22 protein-coding genes are annotated in these 21,814 nt (G+C 56.3%); 6 read left to right on the forward strand and 16 right to left on the reverse strand.

Annotated elements, in window-relative coordinates; translation table 11 throughout:
* Window positions 1-25: 25 nt before the first annotated feature.
* On the forward strand, window positions 26-2,113 hold the full coding sequence (locus tag ACOTX1_RS13505) for a YccS/YhfK family putative transporter (RefSeq protein ID WP_003861657.1): 2,088 nt from the start codon (window positions 26-28) through the stop codon (window positions 2,111-2,113).
* Here ACOTX1_RS13505 and argD read toward each other — a convergent pair.
* The 4 genes from argD to ppiA form a co-directional block, all read right to left on the reverse strand.
* Window positions 2,110-3,330 (reverse strand): bifunctional acetylornithine/succinyldiaminopimelate transaminase, encoded by a 1,221-nt coding sequence (gene argD, locus ACOTX1_RS13510; RefSeq protein ID WP_003861656.1) that lies wholly within the window; start codon window positions 3,328-3,330, stop codon window positions 2,110-2,112. The two genes, ACOTX1_RS13505 and argD, sit on opposite strands and share 4 nt — an antisense overlap.
* 87 nt (window positions 3,331-3,417) lie before the next feature.
* Window positions 3,418-3,981, reverse strand: coding sequence for an aminodeoxychorismate synthase component 2 (gene pabA, locus ACOTX1_RS13515; RefSeq protein WP_003861654.1), 564 nt, complete (start codon window positions 3,979-3,981; stop codon window positions 3,418-3,420).
* A 30-nt stretch (window positions 3,982-4,011) separates the two neighbouring features.
* A complete protein-coding gene (locus ACOTX1_RS13520) occupies window positions 4,012-4,596 on the reverse strand; it encodes a putative adenosine monophosphate-protein transferase Fic (protein ID WP_003861652.1) in 585 nt (194 codons plus the stop codon).
* Between the two features lie 105 nt (window positions 4,597-4,701).
* Window positions 4,702-5,274, reverse strand: coding sequence for a peptidylprolyl isomerase A (gene ppiA / locus ACOTX1_RS13525; RefSeq protein ID WP_003861649.1), 573 nt, complete (start codon window positions 5,272-5,274; stop codon window positions 4,702-4,704).
* A gap of 278 nt (window positions 5,275-5,552) precedes the next feature.
* Here ppiA and tsgA point away from each other — a divergent pair, with 278 nt between their 5' ends.
* The 5 genes from tsgA (at window position 5,553) to ACOTX1_RS13550 (ending at window position 11,686) form a co-directional block, all read left to right on the forward strand.
* Complete coding sequence (gene tsgA / locus ACOTX1_RS13530) at window positions 5,553-6,737, forward strand: MFS transporter TsgA (protein ID WP_023314943.1); 1,185 nt, start codon at window positions 5,553-5,555, stop codon at window positions 6,735-6,737.
* A 260-nt stretch (window positions 6,738-6,997) separates the two neighbouring features.
* Entirely contained in the window at window positions 6,998-9,541 is a 2,544-nt protein-coding gene (nirB, locus tag ACOTX1_RS13535) for a nitrite reductase large subunit NirB (RefSeq protein WP_023314944.1), read from the forward strand.
* Window positions 9,538-9,864 carry a nitrite reductase small subunit NirD gene (gene nirD / locus ACOTX1_RS13540; protein ID WP_022651948.1) on the forward strand — a complete coding sequence of 109 codons (327 nt, stop codon included), beginning with the start codon at window positions 9,538-9,540 and terminating at the stop codon, window positions 9,862-9,864. Before nirB ends, nirD begins: the two co-directional genes overlap by 4 nt.
* A 134-nt stretch (window positions 9,865-9,998) precedes the next feature.
* A complete protein-coding gene (cysG, locus tag ACOTX1_RS13545) occupies window positions 9,999-11,372 on the forward strand; it encodes a siroheme synthase CysG (protein WP_023314945.1) in 1,374 nt (457 codons plus the stop codon).
* Window positions 11,373-11,515: 143 nt separating this feature from the next.
* Window positions 11,516-11,686 (forward strand): YhfL family protein, encoded by a 171-nt coding sequence (locus tag ACOTX1_RS13550; RefSeq protein ID WP_003861638.1) that lies wholly within the window; start codon window positions 11,516-11,518, stop codon window positions 11,684-11,686.
* Between the two features lie 72 nt (window positions 11,687-11,758).
* On the opposite strand, the gene trpS is transcribed toward ACOTX1_RS13550, so the two are convergent.
* The 12 genes from trpS to pilM all read right to left on the reverse strand — a co-directional run bounded on the left by trpS (window position 11,759) and on the right by pilM (window position 21,707).
* On the reverse strand, window positions 11,759-12,763 hold the full coding sequence (gene trpS, locus ACOTX1_RS13555; protein ID WP_022651949.1) for a tryptophan--tRNA ligase: 1,005 nt from the start codon (window positions 12,761-12,763) through the stop codon (window positions 11,759-11,761).
* Window positions 12,756-13,517, reverse strand: coding sequence for a phosphoglycolate phosphatase (gph, locus tag ACOTX1_RS13560; protein ID WP_023314946.1), 762 nt, complete (start codon window positions 13,515-13,517; stop codon window positions 12,756-12,758). Before gph ends, trpS begins: the two co-directional genes overlap by 8 nt.
* Entirely contained in the window at window positions 13,510-14,187 is a 678-nt protein-coding gene (rpe, locus tag ACOTX1_RS13565) for a ribulose-phosphate 3-epimerase (protein WP_003861634.1), read from the reverse strand. Before rpe ends, gph begins: the two co-directional genes overlap by 8 nt.
* Before the next feature lie 39 nt (window positions 14,188-14,226).
* Window positions 14,227-15,039 (reverse strand): adenine-specific DNA-methyltransferase, encoded by an 813-nt coding sequence (dam, locus tag ACOTX1_RS13570; RefSeq protein WP_003861633.1) that lies wholly within the window; start codon window positions 15,037-15,039, stop codon window positions 14,227-14,229.
* Window positions 15,040-15,106: 67 nt separating this feature from the next.
* Entirely contained in the window at window positions 15,107-16,396 is a 1,290-nt protein-coding gene (gene damX, locus ACOTX1_RS13575) for a cell division protein DamX (RefSeq protein ID WP_023314947.1), read from the reverse strand.
* Window positions 16,397-16,488: 92 nt separating this feature from the next.
* Window positions 16,489-17,577: a 3-dehydroquinate synthase gene (aroB, locus tag ACOTX1_RS13580; protein ID WP_003861631.1), complete on the reverse strand. Its 1,089-nt coding sequence runs from the start codon at window positions 17,575-17,577 to the stop codon at window positions 16,489-16,491.
* Between the two features lie 57 nt (window positions 17,578-17,634).
* On the reverse strand, window positions 17,635-18,156 hold the full coding sequence (gene aroK / locus ACOTX1_RS13585; RefSeq protein ID WP_003861630.1) for a shikimate kinase AroK: 522 nt from the start codon (window positions 18,154-18,156) through the stop codon (window positions 17,635-17,637).
* A gap of 286 nt (window positions 18,157-18,442) precedes the next feature.
* Entirely contained in the window at window positions 18,443-19,681 is a 1,239-nt protein-coding gene (gene hofQ / locus ACOTX1_RS13590; RefSeq protein ID WP_023314949.1) for a DNA uptake porin HofQ, read from the reverse strand.
* Window positions 19,593-19,997 carry a HofP DNA utilization family protein gene (locus tag ACOTX1_RS13595; RefSeq protein ID WP_003861627.1) on the reverse strand — a complete coding sequence of 135 codons (405 nt, stop codon included), beginning with the start codon at window positions 19,995-19,997 and terminating at the stop codon, window positions 19,593-19,595. Before ACOTX1_RS13595 ends, hofQ begins: the two co-directional genes overlap by 89 nt.
* A complete protein-coding gene (locus tag ACOTX1_RS13600) occupies window positions 19,987-20,166 on the reverse strand; it encodes a hypothetical protein (RefSeq protein WP_022651950.1) in 180 nt (59 codons plus the stop codon). Before ACOTX1_RS13600 ends, ACOTX1_RS13595 begins: the two co-directional genes overlap by 11 nt.
* Before the next feature lie 276 nt (window positions 20,167-20,442).
* Window positions 20,443-20,934, reverse strand: a complete 492-nt coding sequence (locus ACOTX1_RS13605) for a PilN domain-containing protein (protein ID WP_023314951.1) — start codon at window positions 20,932-20,934, stop codon at window positions 20,443-20,445.
* Entirely contained in the window at window positions 20,934-21,707 is a 774-nt protein-coding gene (gene pilM, locus ACOTX1_RS13610; RefSeq protein WP_023314952.1) for a pilus assembly protein PilM, read from the reverse strand. Before pilM ends, ACOTX1_RS13605 begins: the two co-directional genes overlap by 1 nt.
* Window positions 21,708-21,814: the final 107 nt, after the last annotated feature.

A 21,814-nucleotide genomic window follows, 5' to 3' on the forward strand; every position in this document is an offset into this window, starting at 1 on the left:
CACGCCGTTTTTGTCTCTACTCCTCATGTGGCGCAGGCTGATCTATCACCCGGAAGTTAACTACGCACTACGACAAACGCTGGTGTTGTGTCTTCCCGTGGCCGTGGGCCTGCTCCTCGGACATCTTCAGCAAGGCCTGCTGTTTTCCCTCGTGCCCGCCTGCTGCAACATTGCCGGTCTGGATACGCCGCATAAACGCTTTTTTAAACGTCTGATTATTGGCGGCTGCCTGTTTGCCGGCTGTAGCCTTGCCGTACAACTCTTACTGGCCCGCGACATTCCTCTGCCGCTGATCCTGACCGTGCTGGCGATGACGCTCGGCGTCACCGCCGAAATCAGCTCGCTGCACGCCCGCCTGCTTCCCGCGTCGCTGATTGCCGCCATCTTCACCTTAAGCCTTGCAGGTAATATGCCGGTGTGGGAGCCATTGCTGATCTACGCCCTCGGCACGCTGTGGTACGGGCTGTTTAACTGGTTCTGGTTCTGGCTGTGGCGGGAACAGCCGCTGCGCGAATCCCTGAGCCTGCTCTACGTGCAGCTTGCTGAATACTGCGAAGCAAAATACACCCTGCTCACTCAACATACCGACCCGGAAAAATCCCTGCCGCCGCTACTGGCGCGCCAGCAAAAAGTGGTGGATCTGATCAGCCAGTGCTATCAGCAGTTGCACATGCTTGCCGCCAACAAAAATCATGAATACAAGCGGCTGCTGCGAATCTTCCAGGTCGGGCTGGATTTGCAGGAGCATATCTCCGTCAGCCTTCATAATCCGGAAGAGGTGCAAAAGCTGGTGGAGCGCAGCCATGCAGAAGCGGTGATCCGCTGGAACGCGCAGACCGTCGCGGCCCGCCTGCGGGTGCTGGCTGACGATATCCTCTATCACCGCTACCCGACGCGCTTTAACATGGACAAACAGCTCGGCGCGCTGGAAAAGATTGCGCGTCAGCACGCGGATAACCCGGTCGGGCAATTTGCTGCCTGGCATTTCAGCCGCATCGCCCGGGTGTTACGCACCCAGCGCCCGCTTTATGCCCGCGACCTGATGGCCGATAAGCAAAAACGGCTGCCGCTGCTGCCCGCGCTCAAAAGCTATCTTTCACTAAAATCTTCTGCCCTGCGCAATGCCGCAAGGATCAGTGTGATGCTGAGCATCGCCAGCCTGATGGGAATGGCCCTGCACCTGCCGAAACCCTACTGGATCTTAATGACCGTACTGTTTGTTACCCAGAACGGCTATGGCGCCACGCGGGTCCGTATTCTGCATCGGGCGGGCGGCACGATGGCGGGGCTGATTATCGCGGGCGTGACGCTGCACTTCCACGTGCCGGAGGGCTATACCCTGGCCGGTATGCTGGCAATCACGCTGGTGAGCTATCTGATTATCCGCAAAAACTACGGCTGGGCGATGGTGGGCTTTACGGTGACGGCGGTGTATACCCTTCAACTGCTCACGCTTAACGGGGAACAGTTTATTATTGCCCGTCTGGTCGATACGCTGATTGGCTGCCTGATCGCCTTTGGCGGCATGGTCTGGCTGTGGCCGCAGTGGCAGAGTGGGCTGTTGAGGCAGAACGCCCACGACGCGCTGGAAGCTGACCAGCAGGCCATTCGTCTGATCCTGAGCGATGACCCACAACCCTCTCCGCTGGCCTACGAGCGCATGAAGGTCAACCAGGCGCATAACGCCCTGTTCAACTCCCTTAACCAGGCCATGCAGGAGCCGGGCTTTAACGCGCACTATCTGGCTGACATGAAGCTGTGGGTCACGCACAGCCAGTTTATCGTCGAGCACATCAATGCCATGACGACGCTGGCGCGGGAGCACACGATGCTGACGCCGGATCTGGCGCAGCGCTATTTGCAGTCGTGTGAAATTGCGTTGCAGCGCTGTCAGCAGCGCCTGGAGTATGATGCACCGGGCGAGTCAGGTGATTCGAACATTCTGGAAGCGCCGGAGACGCTGACCCACGGGCCGATGAGCACCCTTGAGCAGCATTTACAGCGCGTTCTCGGCCACCTGAACACCATGCACACCATTTCGTCGGTGGCATGGCGTCAGCGCCCGCATCACGGGATTTGGTTAACGCGCCGGTTAAAACGAACCGCGTATTAGCCGCTGACGATCTTCGCGACCGCCGCGGCAAAACGGGTTAATCCGTCTTCGATGTCTTTGTCTTCCACCACAAGCGATGGCGCAAAGCGCATCACGTCCGGCCCGGCATTGAGCACCATGACGCCTTCGTGCGCGGCGGCGTGCAGGAAATCGCGCGCGCGGCCTTTATACTGAGGCTTCAACTCGGCGCCAATCAGCAGCCCCATTCCGCGGATTTCGCTGAAGACATCAAACTGTTCGTCAATCTGCTGAAGATGTTTCACAAACAGATCGCGTTTCGCATTCACGCCATTCAGGACGTCCGGCGTATTAATGATATCGAACGCCGCACCCGCCACGGCACACGCCAGCGGATTACCGCCGTAGGTGGAGCCGTGTGAGCCCACATGAAATGCGGAAGCGATATCCTGGGTAGTGAGTACCGCACTGACCGGGAAACCGCCGCCGAGCGCTTTCGCGCTGGTCAGAATATCCGGCGTTACGCCGTAGTGCATATAAGCGAACAGATCCCCGGTACGCCCCATCCCACACTGCACTTCATCAAACACCAGCAGCGCCTGGTGCTCGTCACACAGTTCGCGCAGCCCTTGCAGAAATTCCGGGGTGGCCGCCGTGACGCCGCCTTCCCCCTGAATGGGCTCGACCACCACGGCACAGGTGTGATCGTCCATCACCGCTTTAACGGCGTGCAGATCGTTAAACGGCACGTGGATGATATCCGCAGGTTTCGGACCAAAGCCGTCGGAATACTTCGGCTGGCCGCCCACGGAAACGGTAAAGAACGAGCGACCGTGGAAGGCGTTATGGAAGGCGATGATTTTGGTTTTGTACGGACTATGACGCGTGGTTGCGTAGTAGCGCGCCAGCTTAAAGGCAGTTTCGTTGGCTTCGGTGCCGGAGTTCATAAACAGCACGCGTTCGGCGAAGGTGGCATCGATGATCTTACGCCCCAGACGCAGCGCCGGTTCGTTGGTGAACACGTTGCTGGTGTGCCACAGCGTTTCGCCCTGCGTTTTCAGCGCGTCCACCAGCGCAGGATGGCAATGGCCCAGTGCCGTCACCGCAATACCGCCTGCGAAATCAACATACTCGTTGCCCTGCTGATCCCAGACGCGGCTGCCTCTCCCTTTCACCGGGATAAACTCAGCCGGTGCATAAATCGGCAGGATCACTTCATCGAATGTCGCGCGGGTAATTGCTGGTTGTTCAGTTGCCATGTCATGACCATCCATTTTTATGTCACAGTTATTGTGAAAATATAATCACAAAATATGCATAAAAAATCACAGCAAGGCAACCGATATTCAGCGATTAAGGAAATTGGCCAGCAGCGCGTGCCCCTGTTCGCTGAGAATGCTTTCCGGGTGGAACTGCACACCTTCCAGATCGTACTCGCGGTGGCGAATGCCCATGATCTCCTGCGTCTCGCTCCAGGCGGTAACCTCAAAGCAGGCCGGCAGGGTCGGCGGATCAATAATCAGAGAATGGTAGCGCGTCACGGTTAACGGATTGTTTAGCCCCAGGAATGCGCCGGTACCGGTGTGTGTGATCGGTGAGGTTTTGCCATGCATGACTTTCGCGGCACGGACAATGGTGGCGCCAAAGACCTGCGCAATGGCCTGGTGACCCAGGCAGACGCCCAGAATCGGCAGTTTGCCCGCATAGTGTTGGATTACCGCCAGCGAGATGCCGGACTCCGACGGGGTACACGGCCCGGGCGAAATCACGATTTTCTGAGGTGCCAGCGCGTCAATGTCATCCAGCGCGATCTCATCGTTACGGCGGACAACCACCTCTGCCCCCAGCTCGCAAAAATACTGGTAGAGGTTCCAGGTAAAGGAATCATAGTTATCAATCAGCAGAATCATGGCGGCTCCTGAAAAAATGGCCGCCCTATTTTACGCAGATTCCCGCGCTTCGCTCACAACTTTGGCGAAGATGACGTTCAGGGCGGTCAAATCCCCCATCGCCCCGCTCTGGTTGGCGGCAGCCCAGTCGTCCGGGTCGATCCCCTGCCAGTTCAGCACGTAGCCCGCATGAATAGCCAGTTGTTCAAAGAAGATCCGCTGGGCCACGCCATTACCGCTCATAAACGGATGTAGCATGTTGATTTCACAGTAGTAATGACTGATTCTGTCTGTAAACTCTTCTTTCTGAAGGCCTACCAGATATTTATCACTTTCCAGCGAAGCCATCAGCTCATTACCCACTTTCTCGATGTACTCGAAATGGCAAAAAGGAATGTCGCCCTTGGAAATATCGGCGGTGCGCAGCTCGCCCGCGCCTTTCATTTCGTTGCGGAATAAATGGCGGTGAATAAGACACAGATGGGGTAAACCCGGTGCGGAAGGCCCCAGTTCCAGCGTCTCGATATCGGGTTCAGCGGGCCCCTTACCTTTTTCAAGGAGGCAGCTGGCCTGAAAATTGACACTACGTTGTTGCTCCCAGAGACGGGATTTTTGCTTGTCGGTGAGTTTTTTCACTACGCCTCCCTGAATAGTCCGTTTGCCACAAGTATAAGCAGCAAAACGCGCTTTCGCAGGGAGGGCGGAAAGACACGGGCAGGATATGCCCGTGTGGACGAACGATTACGGCAGCACTTTCGCGGAGAGAATGACGACAGGCTTAGTCGGCACATTCTGGTATGGACCGACATCGTGAGTCTGAACCTGAGAGATCTTATCCGCCACGTCCATGCCTTTCACCACTTTGCCAAACACCGCGTAGCCAAAGTCGCGCTGACCGTGGTCCAGGAAGGCGTTATCAGCCACGTTGAGGAAGAACTGGCTGGTGGCGCTGTCTTTGTCCGCCGTACGCGCCATCGAGATGGTGCCGCGCTTGTTCAGCAGGCCGTTGTCAGCTTCATTTTTGATGGGCGGGTTAGGCTGTTTCTGCTGCATCTGCTCGTTAAAACCGCCACCCTGAATCATAAAGCCCGGGATCACGCGGTGGAATGTGGTGTTGTTATAAAAACCACTGTTCACGTAGTCGAGGAAGTTTTTCACCGAAACAGGGGCTTTCTGGCTATCCAGCTCCAGCTCAATATTCCCCGCAGAGGTAGTCAGCAGGACGTGAGGGTCTCCTTTGGCTGCCAGCGCAGCAGGGGAAACGGCAGAAAGAGCAAACACAGCTGCAACAGCCGCCAGTGTTGATTTGAGCATGAGAATTCCTTAACAAAGCGCAGTATAAAAAGCGAATGGCTTGATTCTAAAGAGCAGTATGAACCCAGACCAGTCTTTTACCTAATTTTACCAAATTGAAACAATTATTACCGCGCAAACGATTGTTCACCCCGCAACATAATGTGATCTGCATCACGTTAAAACCTGCAATTGTGCTCAAAATTTTCTGAAAAGATTTAATTAGATCACTTTCGCGACTAAAATCTGCCCGCTCAAACGCAGTCATTGCGTTTTTCTTTACTTTTAACAGGCCAGACATGACTAACAGCAATCGCATCAAGCTCACATGGATCAGCTTCTTCTCTTACGCCCTGACCGGCGCGTTGGTGATCGTCACCGGGATGGTGATGGGAAATATCGCAGACTACTTCCAGCTGCCCGTTTCCAGCATGAGTAACACCTTCACCTTCCTGAACGCGGGGATCCTGATCTCTATTTTCCTTAATGCATGGCTGATGGAAATCGTGCCGCTGAAAACGCAGCTGCGTTTTGGCTTCGTGCTGATGGTTGCCGCCGTGGCGGGCCTGATGTTGAGCCACAGCATCGCCCTCTTCTCTGCCGCCATGTTCGTACTGGGCCTGGTGAGCGGGATCACCATGTCGATCGGTACGTTTCTGATTACGCACATGTATGAAGGCCGCCAGCGCGGCGCACGTCTGCTGTTCACCGACTCCTTCTTCAGCATGGCCGGGATGATTTTCCCGATGGTCGCCGCGTATCTTCTGGCGCGCAGCATTGAGTGGTACTGGGTATATGCCTGCATTGGTCTGGTCTATGTCGCGATCTTTATTCTCACCTTCGGCTGCGAGTTCCCGGTGCTGGGCAAAAAAGCGCAGACTACATCCGAGCCGGTTGCGAAAGAAAAATGGGGTATCGGCGTACTGTTCCTCTCCATCGCCGCGCTGTGTTACATCCTCGGCCAGCTGGGCTTTATCTCCTGGGTTCCAGAGTATGCTAAAGGTCTGGGCATGAGCCTGAACGACGCGGGTAAACTGGTGAGCGATTTCTGGATGTCTTACATGTTCGGCATGTGGGCATTTAGCTTTATCCTGCGCTTCTTCGACCTGCAACGGATCCTGACCGTTCTGGCGGGTCTGGCGACCGTGCTGATGTATCTGTTCATCAACGGTTCCCCGGAGCATATGCCGTGGTTCATCCTGACCCTGGGCTTCTTCTCCAGCGCGATTTATACCTCGATCATCACCCTTGGCTCTCTTCAGACCAAAGTGGCCTCGCCAAAGCTGGTGAACTTCGTGCTGACCTGCGGCACCATCGGCACCATGCTGACCTTCGTGGTCACGGGCCCGATTGTTGCGCACAGCGGCCCGCTGGCGGCGCTGCATACCGCTAACGGTCTATACGCCGTGGTGTTTATCATGTGCTTCGTGCTGGGCTTTGTGACCCGTCACCGTCAACACAACCCGTCAACAGCTACCCACTAATCGCCATAACCCCTTTGCGAGCTGCAAAGGGGTTTCCCCTGTGCTCACCCGCCCTGCCCGCCGATGGGTAAAAACCCCATTAATTTTGTGCGAAAAACGAACAAGCACAAAAATCAAACAATATCCGTCACTTATAAAAATCCTGACAAATCATAGATATACCCCCTAAGGGGTAGGTGAAGGCGTATTTGATTTGCATCAATAAGTGCCCCTGCTGAATCGTTAAGGTAGGCAGTAATAGAAAAGAAATCGAGGCAAAAATGAGCAAAGTCAGACTCGCTATCATCGGTAACGGCATGGTCGGCCACCGCTTTATTGAGGATCTTCTCGATAAAGCCGATGCTGAGCAGTTCGATATTACCGTGTTCTGTGAAGAACCCCGCAAGGCGTACGACCGTGTGCACTTGTCTTCCTACTTCTCTCACCATACCGCCGAAGAGCTCTCTCTGGTGCGTGAAGGGTTCTACGAGAAGCATGGCGTAAAAGTGCTGGTGGGCGAACGCGCTATCACCATCAACCGTCAGGAGAAAGTAATCCACTCCAGCGCCGGACGTACGGTTTTTTACGATAAGCTGATCATGGCGACGGGCTCGTATCCGTGGATCCCGCCTATTAAAGGGTCGGAAACCCAGGATTGCTTCGTTTACCGTACCATTGAAGACCTCAACGCCATTGAATCCTGCGCACGTCGAAGCAAACGCGGCGCGGTTGTCGGCGGTGGTCTGCTGGGTCTGGAAGCGGCAGGCGCGCTGAAAAACCTCGGCGTTGAAACCCACGTTATCGAATTTGCCCCGATGCTGATGGCCGAACAGCTCGACCACATGGGTGGCGATCAGCTGCGCCGTAAGATCGAAAGCATGGGCGTGAAAGTTCACACCAGCAAAAACACCAAAGAGATCGTTCAGGAAGGGACTGAAGCACGCAAAACCATGCGCTTTGCCGACGGCAGCGAGCTGGAAGTGGACTTCATCGTCTTCTCCACCGGTATCCGCCCGCGCGACAAGCTGGCAACGCAATGCGGTCTGGCCGTCGCGCAGCGCGGTGGGATCATGATTAACGACACCTGCCAGACCTCCGACCCGGATATTTACGCCATCGGCGAATGCGCCAGCTGGAACAACCGCGTATTCGGCCTGGTCGCGCCTGGGTACAAAATGGCGCAGGTCGCCGTGGATCATATCCTGGGCAGCGAAAACGCCTTCACCGGCGCAGACATGAGCGCCAAGCTGAAGCTGCTGGGCGTGGACGTGGGCGGTATTGGCGATGCGCATGGTCGCACCCCGAACTCCCGCAGCTATGTTTATCTGGACGAATGCAAAGAAGTCTACAAACGTCTTATCGTCAGCCAGGACAACAAAACCCTGCTCGGGGCGGTGCTGGTGGGCGACACCAGCGACTTCGGCAACCTGCTCCAGCTGGTATTGAACGCCATTGAGCTGCCGGAAAACCCGGACGCGCTGATCCTCCCGGCGCACGCCTCCAGCGGTAAGCCGTCCATCGGTGTGGATAAACTGCCGGACAGCGCGCAAATCTGTTCCTGCTTCGACGTCACCAAAGGCATGCTGATCTCCGCCATTAACAAAGGCTGCCACACCGTTGCGGCGCTGAAGGCGGAAACCAAAGCCGGGACCGGCTGCGGCGGCTGTATTCCTCTGGTCACCCAGGTACTGAACGCCGAGCTGGCAAAACAGGGCATTGAAGTGAACAACAACCTGTGCGAGCACTTCGCTTACTCTCGCCAGGAGCTGTACCACCTGATCCGCGTGGAAGGCATTAAGTCCTTTGACGAACTGCTGGAGAAACACGGCCAGGGCTATGGCTGTGAGGTATGTAAGCCTACCGTTGGTTCGCTGCTGGCGTCCTGCTGGAACGAATATGTGCTCAAACCAGAACACACTCCGCTTCAGGACACCAACGATAACTTCCTGGCCAATATTCAGAAAGACGGGACTTACTCGGTGATCCCGCGTTCTGCCGGAGGGGAAATCACCCCGGAAGGGCTGGTCGCCGTGGGTCGTATCGCCCGTGAGTTTAACCTGTACACCAAAATCACCGGTTCCCAGCGTATCGGCCTGTTCGGCGCGCAGAAGGACGACCTGCCGGAAATCTGGCGTCAGCTGATTGAAGCGGGCTTCGAAACCGGCCACGCGTACGCCAAAGCGCTGCGCATGGCGAAAACCTGCGTGGGCAGCACCTGGTGTCGCTACGGCGTCGGCGACAGCGTGGGATTCGGCGTTGAGCTGGAAAACCGCTACAAAGGCATCCGTACCCCGCACAAAATGAAGTTCGGCGTCTCCGGCTGTACCCGCGAATGTGCGGAAGCGCAGGGTAAAGACGTGGGTATTATTGCCACCGAGAAAGGCTGGAACCTGTACGTGTGCGGCAACGGCGGGATGAAACCTCGCCACGCGGATCTGCTGGCCGCCGATCTCGATCGCGATACGCTGATCAAATACCTCGACCGCTTCATGATGTTCTACATTCGTACCGCCGATAAGCTGACCCGTACCGCGTCCTGGCTGGATAATCTCGAAGGCGGCATCGACTACCTGAAGTCAGTCATTATCGACGACAAGCTGGGCCTGAATGAACAGCTGGAATCCGAGATGACTCGACTGCGCGAGGCGGTGATTTGCGAGTGGACCGAAACCGTGAACACGCCAGCGGCGCAGACGCGCTTCAAACACTTTATCAACAGCACCCAGCGCGACCCGAACGTGCAGGTGGTGCCGGAGCGTGAACAGCATCGTCCAGCGACCCCGTATGAACGTATTCCGGTGATGCTGGTGGAGGAAAACGCATGAGCCAGTGGGTAAACATCTGCAATATTAACGACATTCTGCCAGCAACCGGCGTCTGTGCCCTGCTGGGCAACGAGCAGGTGGCGATTTTCCGCCCTCGCCACGATGAACAGGTCTATGCCATCAGCAATATCGACCCGTTCTTCGAGGCCAGCGTGCTCTCCCGCGGTCTGATTGCGGAGCACCAGGGCGAACTGTGGGTTGCCAGCCCGCTGAAAAAGCAGCGCTTCCGCTTAACCGACGGGCGCTGCATGGAAGATGAAAGCTTCTCGGTCAAACACTACGACGTCCGCGTGAAGGACGGCGAGGTGCAGCTGAAAGGGTAACCCCTCGCCTTTTCAATAGGAAAGGCTTATGACCCCTTATGGGTAACGGCAGGAAAAACCGTATGTTCTGTACGATTCCTGCTGTTATCCTGACGTCAATTCTTCCCCCGCCATGAATGCTGTGAGGTAACGTCGTGGATCACCTGCCGATTTTTTGTCAATTACGCAACCGCGACTGCCTGCTCGTGGGCGGCGGCGATGTGGCTGAACGCAAGGCGCGCCTGCTGTTAGAGGCGGGCGCCCGACTGACCGTTAACGCCCTCACCTTCGCCCCACAGTTTGACGTCTGGGCGCAGGAAGGGATGCTCACCCAGGTGCAGGGCGAATTTGATGAATCCCTGCTGGATACCTGCTGGCTGACCATCGCCGCAACGGATAACGATGACGTTAACCAGCGCGTCAGCGACGCCTGCGAAGCGCGCCGCATCTTCTGTAACGTTGTGGATGCGCCGAAAGAGGCGAGCTTTATCATGCCGTCGATTATTGACCGTTCACCGCTGATGATTGCGGTGTCGTCCGGTGGCCGCTCGCCCGTTCTTGCCCGTCTGCTGCGGGAAAAACTGGAAGCCGTGCTGCCGCAGCATCTTGGTCAGATTGCCCAATACGCCGGAGAGCTGCGCTCCCGCGTGAAGCAAACCTTCGCAACCGTGGGCGAACGCCGTCGCTTCTGGGAGAAGTTCTTTGTCAACGACAGGCTGGCGCAGTCCCTTGCCAATCAGGACACCAAAGCCGTTGAAGAGACGACCGAACAGCTCCTGAGCGAGCCGCTGGACCATCGCGGTGAAGTGGTACTGGTGGGCGCAGGTCCCGGCGATGCGGGCCTGCTGACGCTGAAGGGTCTCCAGCAGATCCAGCAGGCGGACATCGTGGTGTATGACCGTCTGGTCTCTGATGACATCATGAATCTGGTACGCCGCGATGCTGACCGCGTGTTCGTCGGCAAACGGGCAGGTTATCACTGCGTACCGCAGGAGGAGATCAACCAGATCCTGCTGCGGGAAGCGCAGAAAGGTAAGCGTGTGGTGCGTCTGAAAGGGGGCGATCCCTTTATCTTTGGTCGCGGCGGCGAGGAGCTGGAAACTCTCTGCAACGCGGGCATTCCATTCTCCGTGGTGCCGGGTATTACGGCGGCATCCGGCTGTTCTGCCTATTCCGGCATTCCGTTAACCCATCGCGACTATGCCCAGAGCGTGCGCCTGGTGACGGGCCACCTGAAAACCGGCAGCGAGCTGGACTGGCATAATCTGGCCGCTGAAAAGCAGACGCTGGTCTTCTACATGGGGCTAAATCAGGCAGCCACGATTCAGGCGAAACTGCTGGAGCACGGCATGGAAGCAGATATGCCGGTCGCACTGGTGGAAAACGGCACCGCCATTACGCAGCGCGTGGTCGATGGCGTGCTGACGCAGCTGGGTGAGCTGGCGCAGCAGGTTCAAAGCCCGGCGCTGATCGTTGTTGGACGCGTGGTTGAGCTGCGCGAAAAGCTGAACTGGTTCTCAAACCACTAACCATAGTCTCTCTTCCTGGAGTAGTCCTTATGCGGACTACTCCCTTCATACCTCAGTCGATAACATACCGCCCGCATAATGGAACTTTTCCATTTATTCCCTCGTGTTACATCCAATTTTAGATTTTTAGACAAGGAATGCGTATGTTCAAACTGGCAAAAGCTGCCGTACTGGTCGGCCTGTTAACAACTCTGACGGCCTGCACCGGTCACGTTCAAAATACTAAAAATAATTGCAGTTACGATTACCTGCTGCATCCGGCGATCTCCATTTCGAAGATCATCGGCGGTTGCGGCCCGGCGGCACAGCAGTAAGCGTTTTTCAGGCGTAAAAAAACCGGGAATTTCCCGGTTTTTTTATTGAGTCCGTATTTGTCGGGTGGCGGCTTAAGGTTTCGCCACAAACCCAATCGCCTCGTACACCGCTGTCAGGGTTTCCGACGCGCGCGCGCTGGCTTTTTCTGCGCCCTCTTTCATCACTTTTTGCAGGAAAGCTTCGTCGTTACGGTAACGGTGATAGCGCTCCTGCAACTCGGTCAGCATGCCGGAAACGGCGTCTGCCACTTCGCCTTTCAGGTGGCCGTACATCTTGCCTTCAAAGTGTTTTTCCAGCTCAGGGATGCTCTGTCCGGTCACACCGGAGAGAATGTCCAGCAGGTTGGATACGCCCGCTTTGTTCTGCACGTCGTAGCGCACCACTGGCGGCTCATCGGAGTCGGTCACCGCACGCTTGAGCTTTTTCACCACCGATTTCGGATCTTCCAGCAGGCCGATAACGTTGTTGCGGTTATCGTCAGACTTGGACATCTTTTTGGTCGGCTCCAGCAGGGACATCACGCGCGCGCCGGATTTCGGAATAAACGGCTCAGGCACTTTGAACACGTCGCCGTAAAGCGCATTGAAGCGCTGGGCAATATCGCGGCTCAGCTCCAGGTGCTGCTTCTGGTCTTCACCCACCGGCACCTGGTTGGTCTGGTACAGCAGAATGTCGGCCGCCATCAGCACCGGATAGTCAAACAGACCGGCGTTGATGTTCTCAGAGTAGCGCGCAGACTTATCCTTGAACTGGGTCATGCGGCTCAGCTCGCCGAAATAGGTGTAGCAGTTCAGCGCCCAGCCCAGCTGCGCGTGCTCTGGTACGTGAGACTGAACGAAAATGGTGCTCTTCTCTGGATCGATACCGCACGCCAGGTACAGCGCCAGCGTATCGAGCGTCGCCTTGCGCAGCTTCTCGGGATCCTGACGCGCGGTGATAGCATGCAAATCCACGATGCAGTAAATGCAGTGGTAGTCATCCTGCATGCTCACCCACTGACGTAACGCACCCATGTAATTACCAATGGTCAGTTCACCTGAAGGCTGTGCGCCACTAAAAACGATGGGCTTAGTCATTATTCAATTCCTGATGTTCACTGTGCGAGAGCCCGAGTGCGGGCAACAAATCTTTGAAGTGGTCGAACACAACGTCCGGCTCACTCAGCGTAATGGCTTCACCGTAGTTGTAGCCGTAGGTCAACCCAACCGACGGGCAACCTGCCGCTTTGGCAGCCAGAATATCATTGCGGGAATCCCCGACAAAGAGCAGCTCCGCAGGCGTTAAGGATAATTTTCCTGCCACCAGCAATAGCGGTTCCGGATGCGGCTTTTTATTCTGTACGTCATCGCCGCCCACAATCACGGAGAAGTATTTCGCGATATCCAGCGCTTCCAGCAGAGGCGCAACGAACGGTGTCGGCTTGTTAGTCACCAGCCCCAGCGGGATGCCTTTAGCATATAGCGCGCTCAGCGTTTCAGCGACATCCGGGAACAGGAAGCTGCCCTCTTCGACGGTCTCTTCGTAGAAACGGTCGAACAGTTTGCGCAGAATACGCTGCTGCTCATCCTGGGGAATATCCGCGTGGTCAACACTCGGTTTACCTTGCGCGGAACGCTGAGAGGCACGCTCCTGACGAGCCCAGGTCAGCGCGCGCTCCATCAGCACGTCTGCACCGTTACCAATCCACGTCACCACGCGCTCTTCGCCTGCAACGGGGAGTTCAAGGGCATATAGCGCCTGATCGACGGCGCGGGTTAATCCTGGCGCGCTGTCGACCAGCGTGCCGTCGAGGTCAAATGCTACACCCCGAATAGCCTGCAATTTATCCATGACTTACCTTCGCCAGTTCACGGCGCATTTCATCAATGACTTTTTTGTAATCCGGTTGATCGAAGATGGCGGAGCCTGCGACGAACATATCCGCCCCTGCCGCCGCAATCTCACCGATGTTATTGACCTTCACACCGCCGTCCACTTCCAGACGAATATCATAGCCAGACTCATCGATACGGCGGCGCACTTCACGCAGTTTGTCGAGGGTCTGAGGGATAAATGACTGACCACCAAAGCCTGGGTTGACGGACATCAGCAGGATCACGTCCAGCTTGTCCATCACGTAGTCGAGATAGCTCAGCGGGGTCGCCGGGTTAAAGACCAGTCCCGCCTTACAGCCGTTCTCTTTGATCAGCTGTAGCGTGCGGTCAACATGTTCGGAGGCTTCCGGGTGGAAAGTGATGATGCTGGCACCCGCCGCGGCGAAATCGGGTACGATGCGGTCAACCGGTTTCACCATCAGATGCACGTCAATGGGCGCGGTGATCCCGTAGTTACGCAGTGCTTTAAGCACCATCGGACCGATGGTCAGGTTGGGAACGTAGTGGTTATCCATAACGTCGAAATGGACGACATCCGCGCCAGCCGCGAGAGCTTTGGCAGTGTCTTCACCCAGGCGGGCAAAATCGGCCGACAGAATTGAGGGGGCAATCAAAAACTGTTTCATCCGCATCTCCTTGAAATGTGTTTACCGGCGGGCAAAGGCTCAGGGTCGATAAAGCGCCAGAAGTTCGTCCACCTTTTTACGTGTGCCGCCGTTGCTGCTAATGCTACGCCGCACTTTTACCTGAAAATGCTTCGCGGCTTTGTACCATTCGCGCGTATCAGGCGTGTCGTGATTCGAAATTAACACCGGAATTCTTTTGCTGACCAGCTTTTCCGCCATCTCAGCCAGACGAGCCTGCTCGGCCGGGCTGAAGCTATTGGTGTGGTAGGCGGTGAAATTTGCCGTGGCAGACAGCGGCGCGTAAGGCGGGTCGCAGTAGACCACCGAGTTTACGCCCGCCAGCTCCATGCACTCTTCATACGAGAGACAGTAGAACTCGGCATTCTGTGCTTTTTCAGCAAAGTGATACAGCTCGTCCTGCGGGAAATAGGGACGCTTATAGCGGCCAAACGGCACGTTAAACTCGCCACGCAGATTATACCGGCACAGACCGTTGTAGCCATGGCGGTTGAGATAAAGAAACAACAGCGCGCGACGGAACGGATCCTGGCTTTGATTAAACTCAGCGCGGAACTGATAGTAGACGTCCGGGTTGTTGTTCTCTGGCGTAAACAGCTTCCGTGCCTCTTCCACATACTCATCGGTACGCAGTTTGACGATGTTATAGAGGCTAATAAGGTCGCTGTTGATATCCGCCAGGATATAACGAGAAAAATCGGTATTCAGGAACACCGATCCAGCACCCACGAAGGGCTCGATAAGACACTCGCCTTTCGGCAGGTGCTTTTTAATATCGTCGAGCAGGGGGTATTTCCCCCCTGCCCATTTCAGAAAAGCGCGATTTTTTTTCATGCTGACTAACTGATTACACCTTCTCCGGCTGTGGAGAAAGCTCCGACAGCATCCTGCGCTTTAAACATTACTTCAGATCGGCCTGCACCTGATGAATCGGCTTCGCCCACGGGTTTTTCGCCTGCACGTCGGCTGGCAGCGTGGAAACGGCACGTTTTGCTTCATCTTTGGAAGCATAAATACCACTCACCAGCACATACCACGGTTGACCGTTACGGGTCGTCTGATAAACCACGTAGTTTTTCAGATTCGATTTCTTCGCCCAGGCGTTGAGGTTGTCATAGTTAGACGAACTGCTCAGCTGAAGGGTGTAGTTGCTGGAAGAGGCCGACTGCAAAGAACCCACGTTGCCCGTCGTTTTACCTGGCGAAGCGCCCGTTTTGGCTGCGGGAGCCGCAGGTGTTGTTGCAGCAGGTGCGGTTGTGGTCGCCGTTGCTTTCGGTGCAGGGGTTGCCGCAGGCGTTGGCGCTTTAACCGGCTGGCTCACCGCAGGTTTTGTCTGCGCTGGCGCTTTCGTTTCTGGCGCTTTTGCCACGGCCTGTGGTTTCGTCTCACGCTTCGGCTCAATCACAGCCTGCTTACGCTCCTGGCGTGGTGCAGTCTGCGTCTGGCGCGGTTTGGTTTCCGTTGCCGCCGTCTGCTGCTGGGCATTGCTGCCATGAACTGGCGCAACGGTGGCTGGTTCAGTTGGCAGCGTGGAGTTCACCACGGCAGCGTTAACCTGTTCCTGATTCTGCGGCTGCATCAGCGCGTTGTTCAGATCGCCCTGAACCTCAACACGCTGCTGGCCTTCAGGCGTAGCTGGCGCCTGGCCCTGAGTCGGGGTAGAAGAGACAGGCGGCAGAGAGATATCCTGACCGGCGCTGGTGTTGCCTGCGGTCTGCTCTGCGGAAGTGGTGCCCGGCGCAGGCTGAGCGCCATTCGCCTGGTTGCTCGCATCGTTACCAGACAGGTCGATGCTCTTCTCGGCAGACGCGGTCTGCTCGGTAGAATGGGTAGAAGGGGCTTTTAGCGCGGAACCAATGCCGACAATCAGCAATACCAGCACCAGAACGCCAAGGCCCATCATGATGTACTGACGGGAGGCCGGTTTTGCCGCTACCGCTTTTTTACGCTTGCGCGGTCGACGTTCAACAGGCTGTTCATCCATTAACTCTTCTTCGGATTCAAACTCCTCGTCTTCACGCTCATTGCGCGCGTTGCGGCTACGCGAAGGGCGACGATCGTCTGCATCCAGATCGACATCGTCAAAGTTGATCTGCGGCTCGTTATCACGTTCTGAAGATTGACGAGAACGACCAGTACGACGATCGCTGGGATCGGGTTTCAGCTCGTCTTCTGGTTTGAATTCATCCATTTAACACCCCACTCAAAGGCTTCTGCCAACGACTCTGCATTAACCTGAAGCTAAAACGACCACCTGTTACAGCGGTCTGACCTTTCTAGTTGTTACGCTTGCTGACAATCAGCAATAGCGCCAAGTACGACTTCGTGCGGCACTCCGCCGCGCACTTCACTTTTCCCTATTGCAAGCGGGAGTACCAGACGCATCTCACCTGCTAATACTTTTTTATCGCGCATCATGTGGGGAAGGTACGCCTGCGCAGACATTTCCTGCGGACCACTTACCGGCAAGCCAGCACGTTTAAGCAACGCGATGATACGTGCTGTCTCTTCCGGCCTGAACTGCCCCAGACGTTCAGAGGCACGCGCCGCCATAACCATTCCGGCAGCGACAGCTTCACCGTGAAGCCAGTTACCGTAGCCCATTTCGGCTTCGATCGCATGACCAAACGTATGCCCCAGATTCAGTAAAGCACGTAAGCCGGTTTCACGCTCATCTGCGGCAACGACTTCTGCTTTCAGCTCACAACAACGGCGAATACAGTAGGCCATTGCCTGCCCGTCGAGGCGCAGCAGCGCATCCATATTCTCTTCCAGCCAGGTGAAGAACTCCCCGTCAAGAATAATGCCGTATTTGATCACTTCTGCAAGGCCGGACGCCAGTTCGCGCGCTGGCAAGGTTTTCAGACAGTCGAGATCCACCACCACCGAGGCAGGCTGGTAGAACGCGCCAATCATGTTTTTGCCGAGCGGATGGTTAACCGCCGTTTTACCGCCCACAGAAGAATCGACCTGTGAGAGCAACGTGGTTGGAATTTGAATAAAGCGCACGCCGCGCTGGTAGCTGGCGGCTGCAAAACCGGTCAGATCGCCCACAACGCCGCCGCCAAGGGCAAGCAGTGTTGTATCACGACCGTGCGGTTTTTGCAGAAGTGCGGTAAAGACGGTATCTAGTACCGTCAGGCTTTTGTACTGCTCGCCATCGGGCAGAATCACACTGTCGACCTTCACGCCCGCCTGCTCAAGCAGGTGACGTACACGGTCGAGATAAAGCGGAGCCAGCGTCTCGTTGGTGACCAGCATCGCCTGATCACCCGCTTTCAGTGGTAAGAAGGAAGCTGGGTCGTTAAACAAACCAGCCGCGATGGTGATAGGGTAACTACGTTCCCCGAGAGTAACTGTAATCCTCTCCATGACGCGACATCCACCTTAAATGCTTTTACCCGCAGGCGAGTGTATATATAGCCAGAATCAGTTGCTTTCCAGCATATGAATAATCTGGTTTGCAACCACTTTAGCGCTTTGATCGTCAGTACGAATGGTCACATCAGCAATCTCTTCGTACAGAGGATTGCGTTCATCGGCCAAAGCTTCCAGAACTTCACGTGGCGGTGTTTCAACCTGCAACAACGGGCGCTTTTTATCACGCTGCGTGCGTGCCAGCTGTTTTTCGATGGTCGTCTCAAGATAGACCACTACGCCACGGGCGGAGAGACGGTTGCGGGTTTCGCGAGATTTTACAGAGCCGCCGCCAGTTGCCAGCACAATGCCCTGTTTTTCCGTGAGTTCGTTGATCACTTTTTCTTCTCGGTCACGGAAACCTTCTTCGCCTTCTACGTCGAAGACCCAGCCCACATCCGCTCCGGTTCGTTTCTCAATCTCTTGATCAGAATCGTAAAATTCCATATTGAGTTGTTGAGCTAACTGACGCCCAATAGTGCTTTTGCCGGCACCCATAGGCCCAACCAGAAAGATATTGCGTTTCTCTGCCATTTTTTCGGTACTACTAAGACTATTCGTTAATGGTAATCCCCGCTGCGCAGACACCCGGCGTAGCAGGACATGAACTGAAACCTCATTTGCAATAGAGCGAGAGTCAGACGAAAAATTATCTCAATACTCCGGCTTGTTTGGCAACTGATTAAATCACCGTTCCCGGCGCATAAGGAAATAAGACGTAAGTCCAACTCAAATCGGTACTCCTTGTATGCTAATTCATGCCCCACGTCAAACATCTGCAACAAACTGAATGCAAAATCATTGCGGGGATCGTTATCCATTACTGAATACTGACCAGACGTGGCGTGATAAACACCACTAACTCGCGCCGTTCGTTATCTTTTCCGTCATGGCGGAACAGCTGCCCCAGCCACGGAATGTTGCCCAGCACGGGCACGCTGTCGCGTCCGGTTTTATTCTTTTGCGAAAAGATCCCGCCCAACGCGAGCGTTTCCCCACTTTTTACCTCAACCTGCGTTTCGATCTCCTGCTTATCGATCGCCAGCGTTTCGCCGTCTGCCTGTTGCAGCACCTGGCCGGGCATATTTTCACTGATATGCAATTTCAGGCGCACACGACCACCCGGCAGAACCACCGGCGTGACCTCCATGCCTAATACCGCTTCTTTAAATTCAACGGATGTCGCCCCGCTCTCGCCGCTGGAAACCTGATACGGAATTTCGCTGCCCTGCTTGATGCTGGCCGGCTGCATGTGCGATGCCAGCAGCCGCGGGCTGGCGATGATATCCACCTGCTGCTTTTGCTCAAGCGCCGACAACTCAAGATCCAGCATCCTGCCGTTGATGCGCCCGATGTTAAACCCTGCGTGGGTGGTCGCACTGGCCACCGACAGGTCCGCACCCAGCGTCGTGACCTGACCCACTTTACTGGCCTCCGTTGCGTCAGCGAGGTTCCATTTCACCCCCAGTTCACGCAGGCTTTTTTCACTGATGGTCACAATCTGCGCCGCCAGTTCCACCTGCTCGACGGGCAGATCCATCTGCACAGCCCAGCGCTGGAGCATATCCACCACCGTCTGGTTATCCCTGACCAGGAAACGGTTGGTGCGCTTGTCGACGGAGAGACTGCCTTTCGGGCTTAAGAGCTTTTCCGCCGCTTTTTGCAATTCGGCCGCATCCGCATAAGCAAACGGAATGCTGTGAGAGTGCAGCGGGGCGTCGAGCAGACGCTGGGCCCGCTCCTGCTCTTTACGCGTCTGTTGCTCCCGTTGCCAGGCCGCCGTATGCACATAAAAAATGCCGCCCTCTTCCCGCAATACCAGCCCGGCGCTGTTCACTACCGTCTGAAGCGCCTGCCTCCAGGGCACCCGCGTTAAATTCAGCGAAAGCGAACCGCTGACATCCGGCGACACCACCAGATTGCGATCCTCCTGCGCTACCAGCGCCTGTAATATTTGCACCACCGGGACATCATCCACCAGCAGGGTGACCGGTTTTGGCGTCGCGGCCCACAGGGGCTGGCTGAGTACCGCCAGTAACAGCCCTATCCTTATCTTCACTTTTTTTCGTTCCTTCTCGTTGCCATGTCCATCGCTTCGGCTCGCACATATCGCCGACATCAACGGTCAGTTGTTGTCTATCTATCGCGCTCACCCGCCAGCCTGTCGGTAACCGCATCTGCGTTTTTACCCGGTGCCAGCGTTTCTGCCCGTCCTGCATAAGGCCGATATCCCTGCTGCCGCTGACTATCCCCTGATACCGCCACTGGCTGAGCTGCCCGGCTGCGCAACGCTCTTCCGGCACAGAGAAGGGATCCCGCATCCCGGTCAGGAAAAGCGGAGAAAGCAGGATGACTAAACGGGCTTTACTGCGCATGACCGATCTCCAGTTGCAGGCTGAGGCGTAACTGTTTGCCCTGTGGGATGATGGAAAACGCACTCACCCGCACGTTCTCAAGCGCCAGCCGGGAAAAGAGCGCCGGAACCGCGCCCCATGAGGCATCCAGCGCCAGCTCTCCCCCACTCTGCTGCGGCTTCCAGTACACCAGTCTTGCGTCCTCACGCTGAAATGCCAGGGGAGAAAAGGGCCGCGAGGGCGTCACTTGCGTAAACACTGCTTGCCGTCCGGCCTCTGGCCACAGCGAGGCGTTGATTCGCTTCGCACTGATGGCCTGCGCCTGAACATCGGCGTAACGCAGAGCAGCGGGCCTGAGCAGCAGTCCCCAAATTGCCCACGCAACAAGCCCCGACGCGATCAACCAGCAAAGGACGCGCCGGGAAGGACGTGCATCAGCCCAGCGTTGATACCAGATACCCACCGGCTACCTCCGGCTATGCAGTTTAAAAGAGAACATCCATCGCCCCAGGCTATCCTGTTGCAGTTCGCCTGCCGGTCCGGGGTTAAATCCCGTCACCCTTTTCAGCGCATCGGTCATGGCTGCGAGCGCTGGCAGTGAAGTGGTATAGCCGGTCAGGGTCAGCGAGGGTGGCTGATAACGCAGCGCCGTCAGCCACGCCTGCCGGGGCATTGCGCTGGCAAGCGATTCCAGCGCGGGTTGCCAGGCCGGATCAGACGGCGGCGAAGGGGTTTTCAGCCCCGCTGACTGCGGCTGACGGGCTCTCAATACTTTCTGCACCGCCCGAGTCCCCGCCAGTTCGCTCTGCAACGCCTGTAACGCGAGAGACTGCGTCGCCCGCAGACTGAAACCACCCGCCAGCATCACCAGCAATGAGGCGGCAAACAGCAGCCCCCAGAAACGCAGGCGCTGATTACGTTGCTGCCGACGCCAGGGTAAAAGATTGGGCATGCTCATTACGGCGCCTCGCTCATGGCCAGCGCCAGGGCGACGGTGTAATCAGCACCGCATTCCGGCAGCGGCGGCTGGCACAGCGTCACCGCTTCCCAGGGATCGCGGGCAGCATCAAACACGGCGATATCAGAAGAAGAAAGCGCAAGCAGCGCCGCCAGTTCATTCACCGTCGCCGCTTCTGTGGTGTAGCGCCGCCCCCACTGGTGACGCATCGCCCATAGCCACTGGTGTTGATCTCTCCAGGCGACGCACCGGGCGGGGGCAACAGCAGAGAGAAGATTAGCCAGCGCGCCGGCATCGGGGGCGATTGCTGCCAGACGCAAACGCAGCGCGTTCGCCAGCGTCAACAGGGTATCGACCTCTCTGTTTTGCGCTGCGGTAACCTGAAAAGTGTTGCTGAACGTATCCTGCGCGTAGTCAAAGCAGAGCGTATCGGCGGGCATCTCCAGCTCACGCGCTAATGCGGCGCCTACCCAGGTGAGCTGTTCGCTGTCACGCAAGGTAACGGATGGACGGGGCAACGCGCGTTGCAGAACGCGCGTTGCCGGAAATGAGAGGAATACCCGATGCGAGTGCGGCAATGTTTTCCGCCAGCCACGTAATGCGTTAACCAGCTCTTCTGGCTTAAGTATTTTGCCTTCCCCGATAACGCCGTCCGACAGCGGCACCGCCCACCAGCGCCGTAAACGCCATCCGGCCCGCTCTCTGGTCAGCGCTACCGCAACCACCTTATCCTGTTGAATATGAACACCTGTTTGCCACGTTTTAAAAGCCATGCTTCACGATCTCCTTATCGCCCGTCGGAGTGACGGCTATATCAATGAATCAGGCTTGCCTTTATACTACCGCGCGATTGTTTAGAAACTGCCCAGGCTAAACCAAA

The sequence above is a fragment of the Enterobacter cloacae complex sp. IR5401 genome, from assembly GCF_049238425.1.
Lineage (GTDB): Bacteria > Pseudomonadota > Gammaproteobacteria > Enterobacterales > Enterobacteriaceae > Enterobacter > Enterobacter hormaechei_C.

Coding starts and splice junctions, on each gene's coding strand:
- argD (WP_003861656.1), bottom strand. CDS start 3,330: ATGGCAACTGAACAACCAGCAATTACCCGCGCGACATTCGATGAAGTG.
- ACOTX1_RS13505 (WP_003861657.1), top strand. CDS start 26: ATGTGGCGCAGGCTGATCTATCACCCGGAAGTTAACTACGCACTACGA.
- aroB (WP_003861631.1), bottom strand. CDS start 17,577: ATGGAGAGGATTACAGTTACTCTCGGGGAACGTAGTTACCCTATCACC.
- trpS (WP_022651949.1), bottom strand. CDS start 12,763: ATGACTAAGCCCATCGTTTTTAGTGGCGCACAGCCTTCAGGTGAACTG.
- ACOTX1_RS13595 (WP_003861627.1), bottom strand. CDS start 19,997: ATGCGCAGTAAAGCCCGTTTAGTCATCCTGCTTTCTCCGCTTTTCCTG.
- tsgA (WP_023314943.1), top strand. CDS start 5,553: ATGACTAACAGCAATCGCATCAAGCTCACATGGATCAGCTTCTTCTCT.
- nirB (WP_023314944.1), top strand. CDS start 6,998: ATGAGCAAAGTCAGACTCGCTATCATCGGTAACGGCATGGTCGGCCAC.
- ACOTX1_RS13550 (WP_003861638.1), top strand. CDS start 11,516: ATGTTCAAACTGGCAAAAGCTGCCGTACTGGTCGGCCTGTTAACAACT.
- ACOTX1_RS13605 (WP_023314951.1), bottom strand. CDS start 20,934: ATGAGCATGCCCAATCTTTTACCCTGGCGTCGGCAGCAACGTAATCAG.
- damX (WP_023314947.1), bottom strand. CDS start 16,396: ATGGATGAATTCAAACCAGAAGACGAGCTGAAACCCGATCCCAGCGAT.
- nirD (WP_022651948.1), top strand. CDS start 9,538: ATGAGCCAGTGGGTAAACATCTGCAATATTAACGACATTCTGCCAGCA.
- rpe (WP_003861634.1), bottom strand. CDS start 14,187: ATGAAACAGTTTTTGATTGCCCCCTCAATTCTGTCGGCCGATTTTGCC.
- ppiA (WP_003861649.1), bottom strand. CDS start 5,274: ATGCTCAAATCAACACTGGCGGCTGTTGCAGCTGTGTTTGCTCTTTCT.
- aroK (WP_003861630.1), bottom strand. CDS start 18,156: ATGGCAGAGAAACGCAATATCTTTCTGGTTGGGCCTATGGGTGCCGGC.
- dam (WP_003861633.1), bottom strand. CDS start 15,039: ATGAAAAAAAATCGCGCTTTTCTGAAATGGGCAGGGGGGAAATACCCC.
- pilM (WP_023314952.1), bottom strand. CDS start 21,707: ATGGCTTTTAAAACGTGGCAAACAGGTGTTCATATTCAACAGGATAAG.
- gph (WP_023314946.1), bottom strand. CDS start 13,517: ATGGATAAATTGCAGGCTATTCGGGGTGTAGCATTTGACCTCGACGGC.
- pabA (WP_003861654.1), bottom strand. CDS start 3,981: ATGATTCTGCTGATTGATAACTATGATTCCTTTACCTGGAACCTCTAC.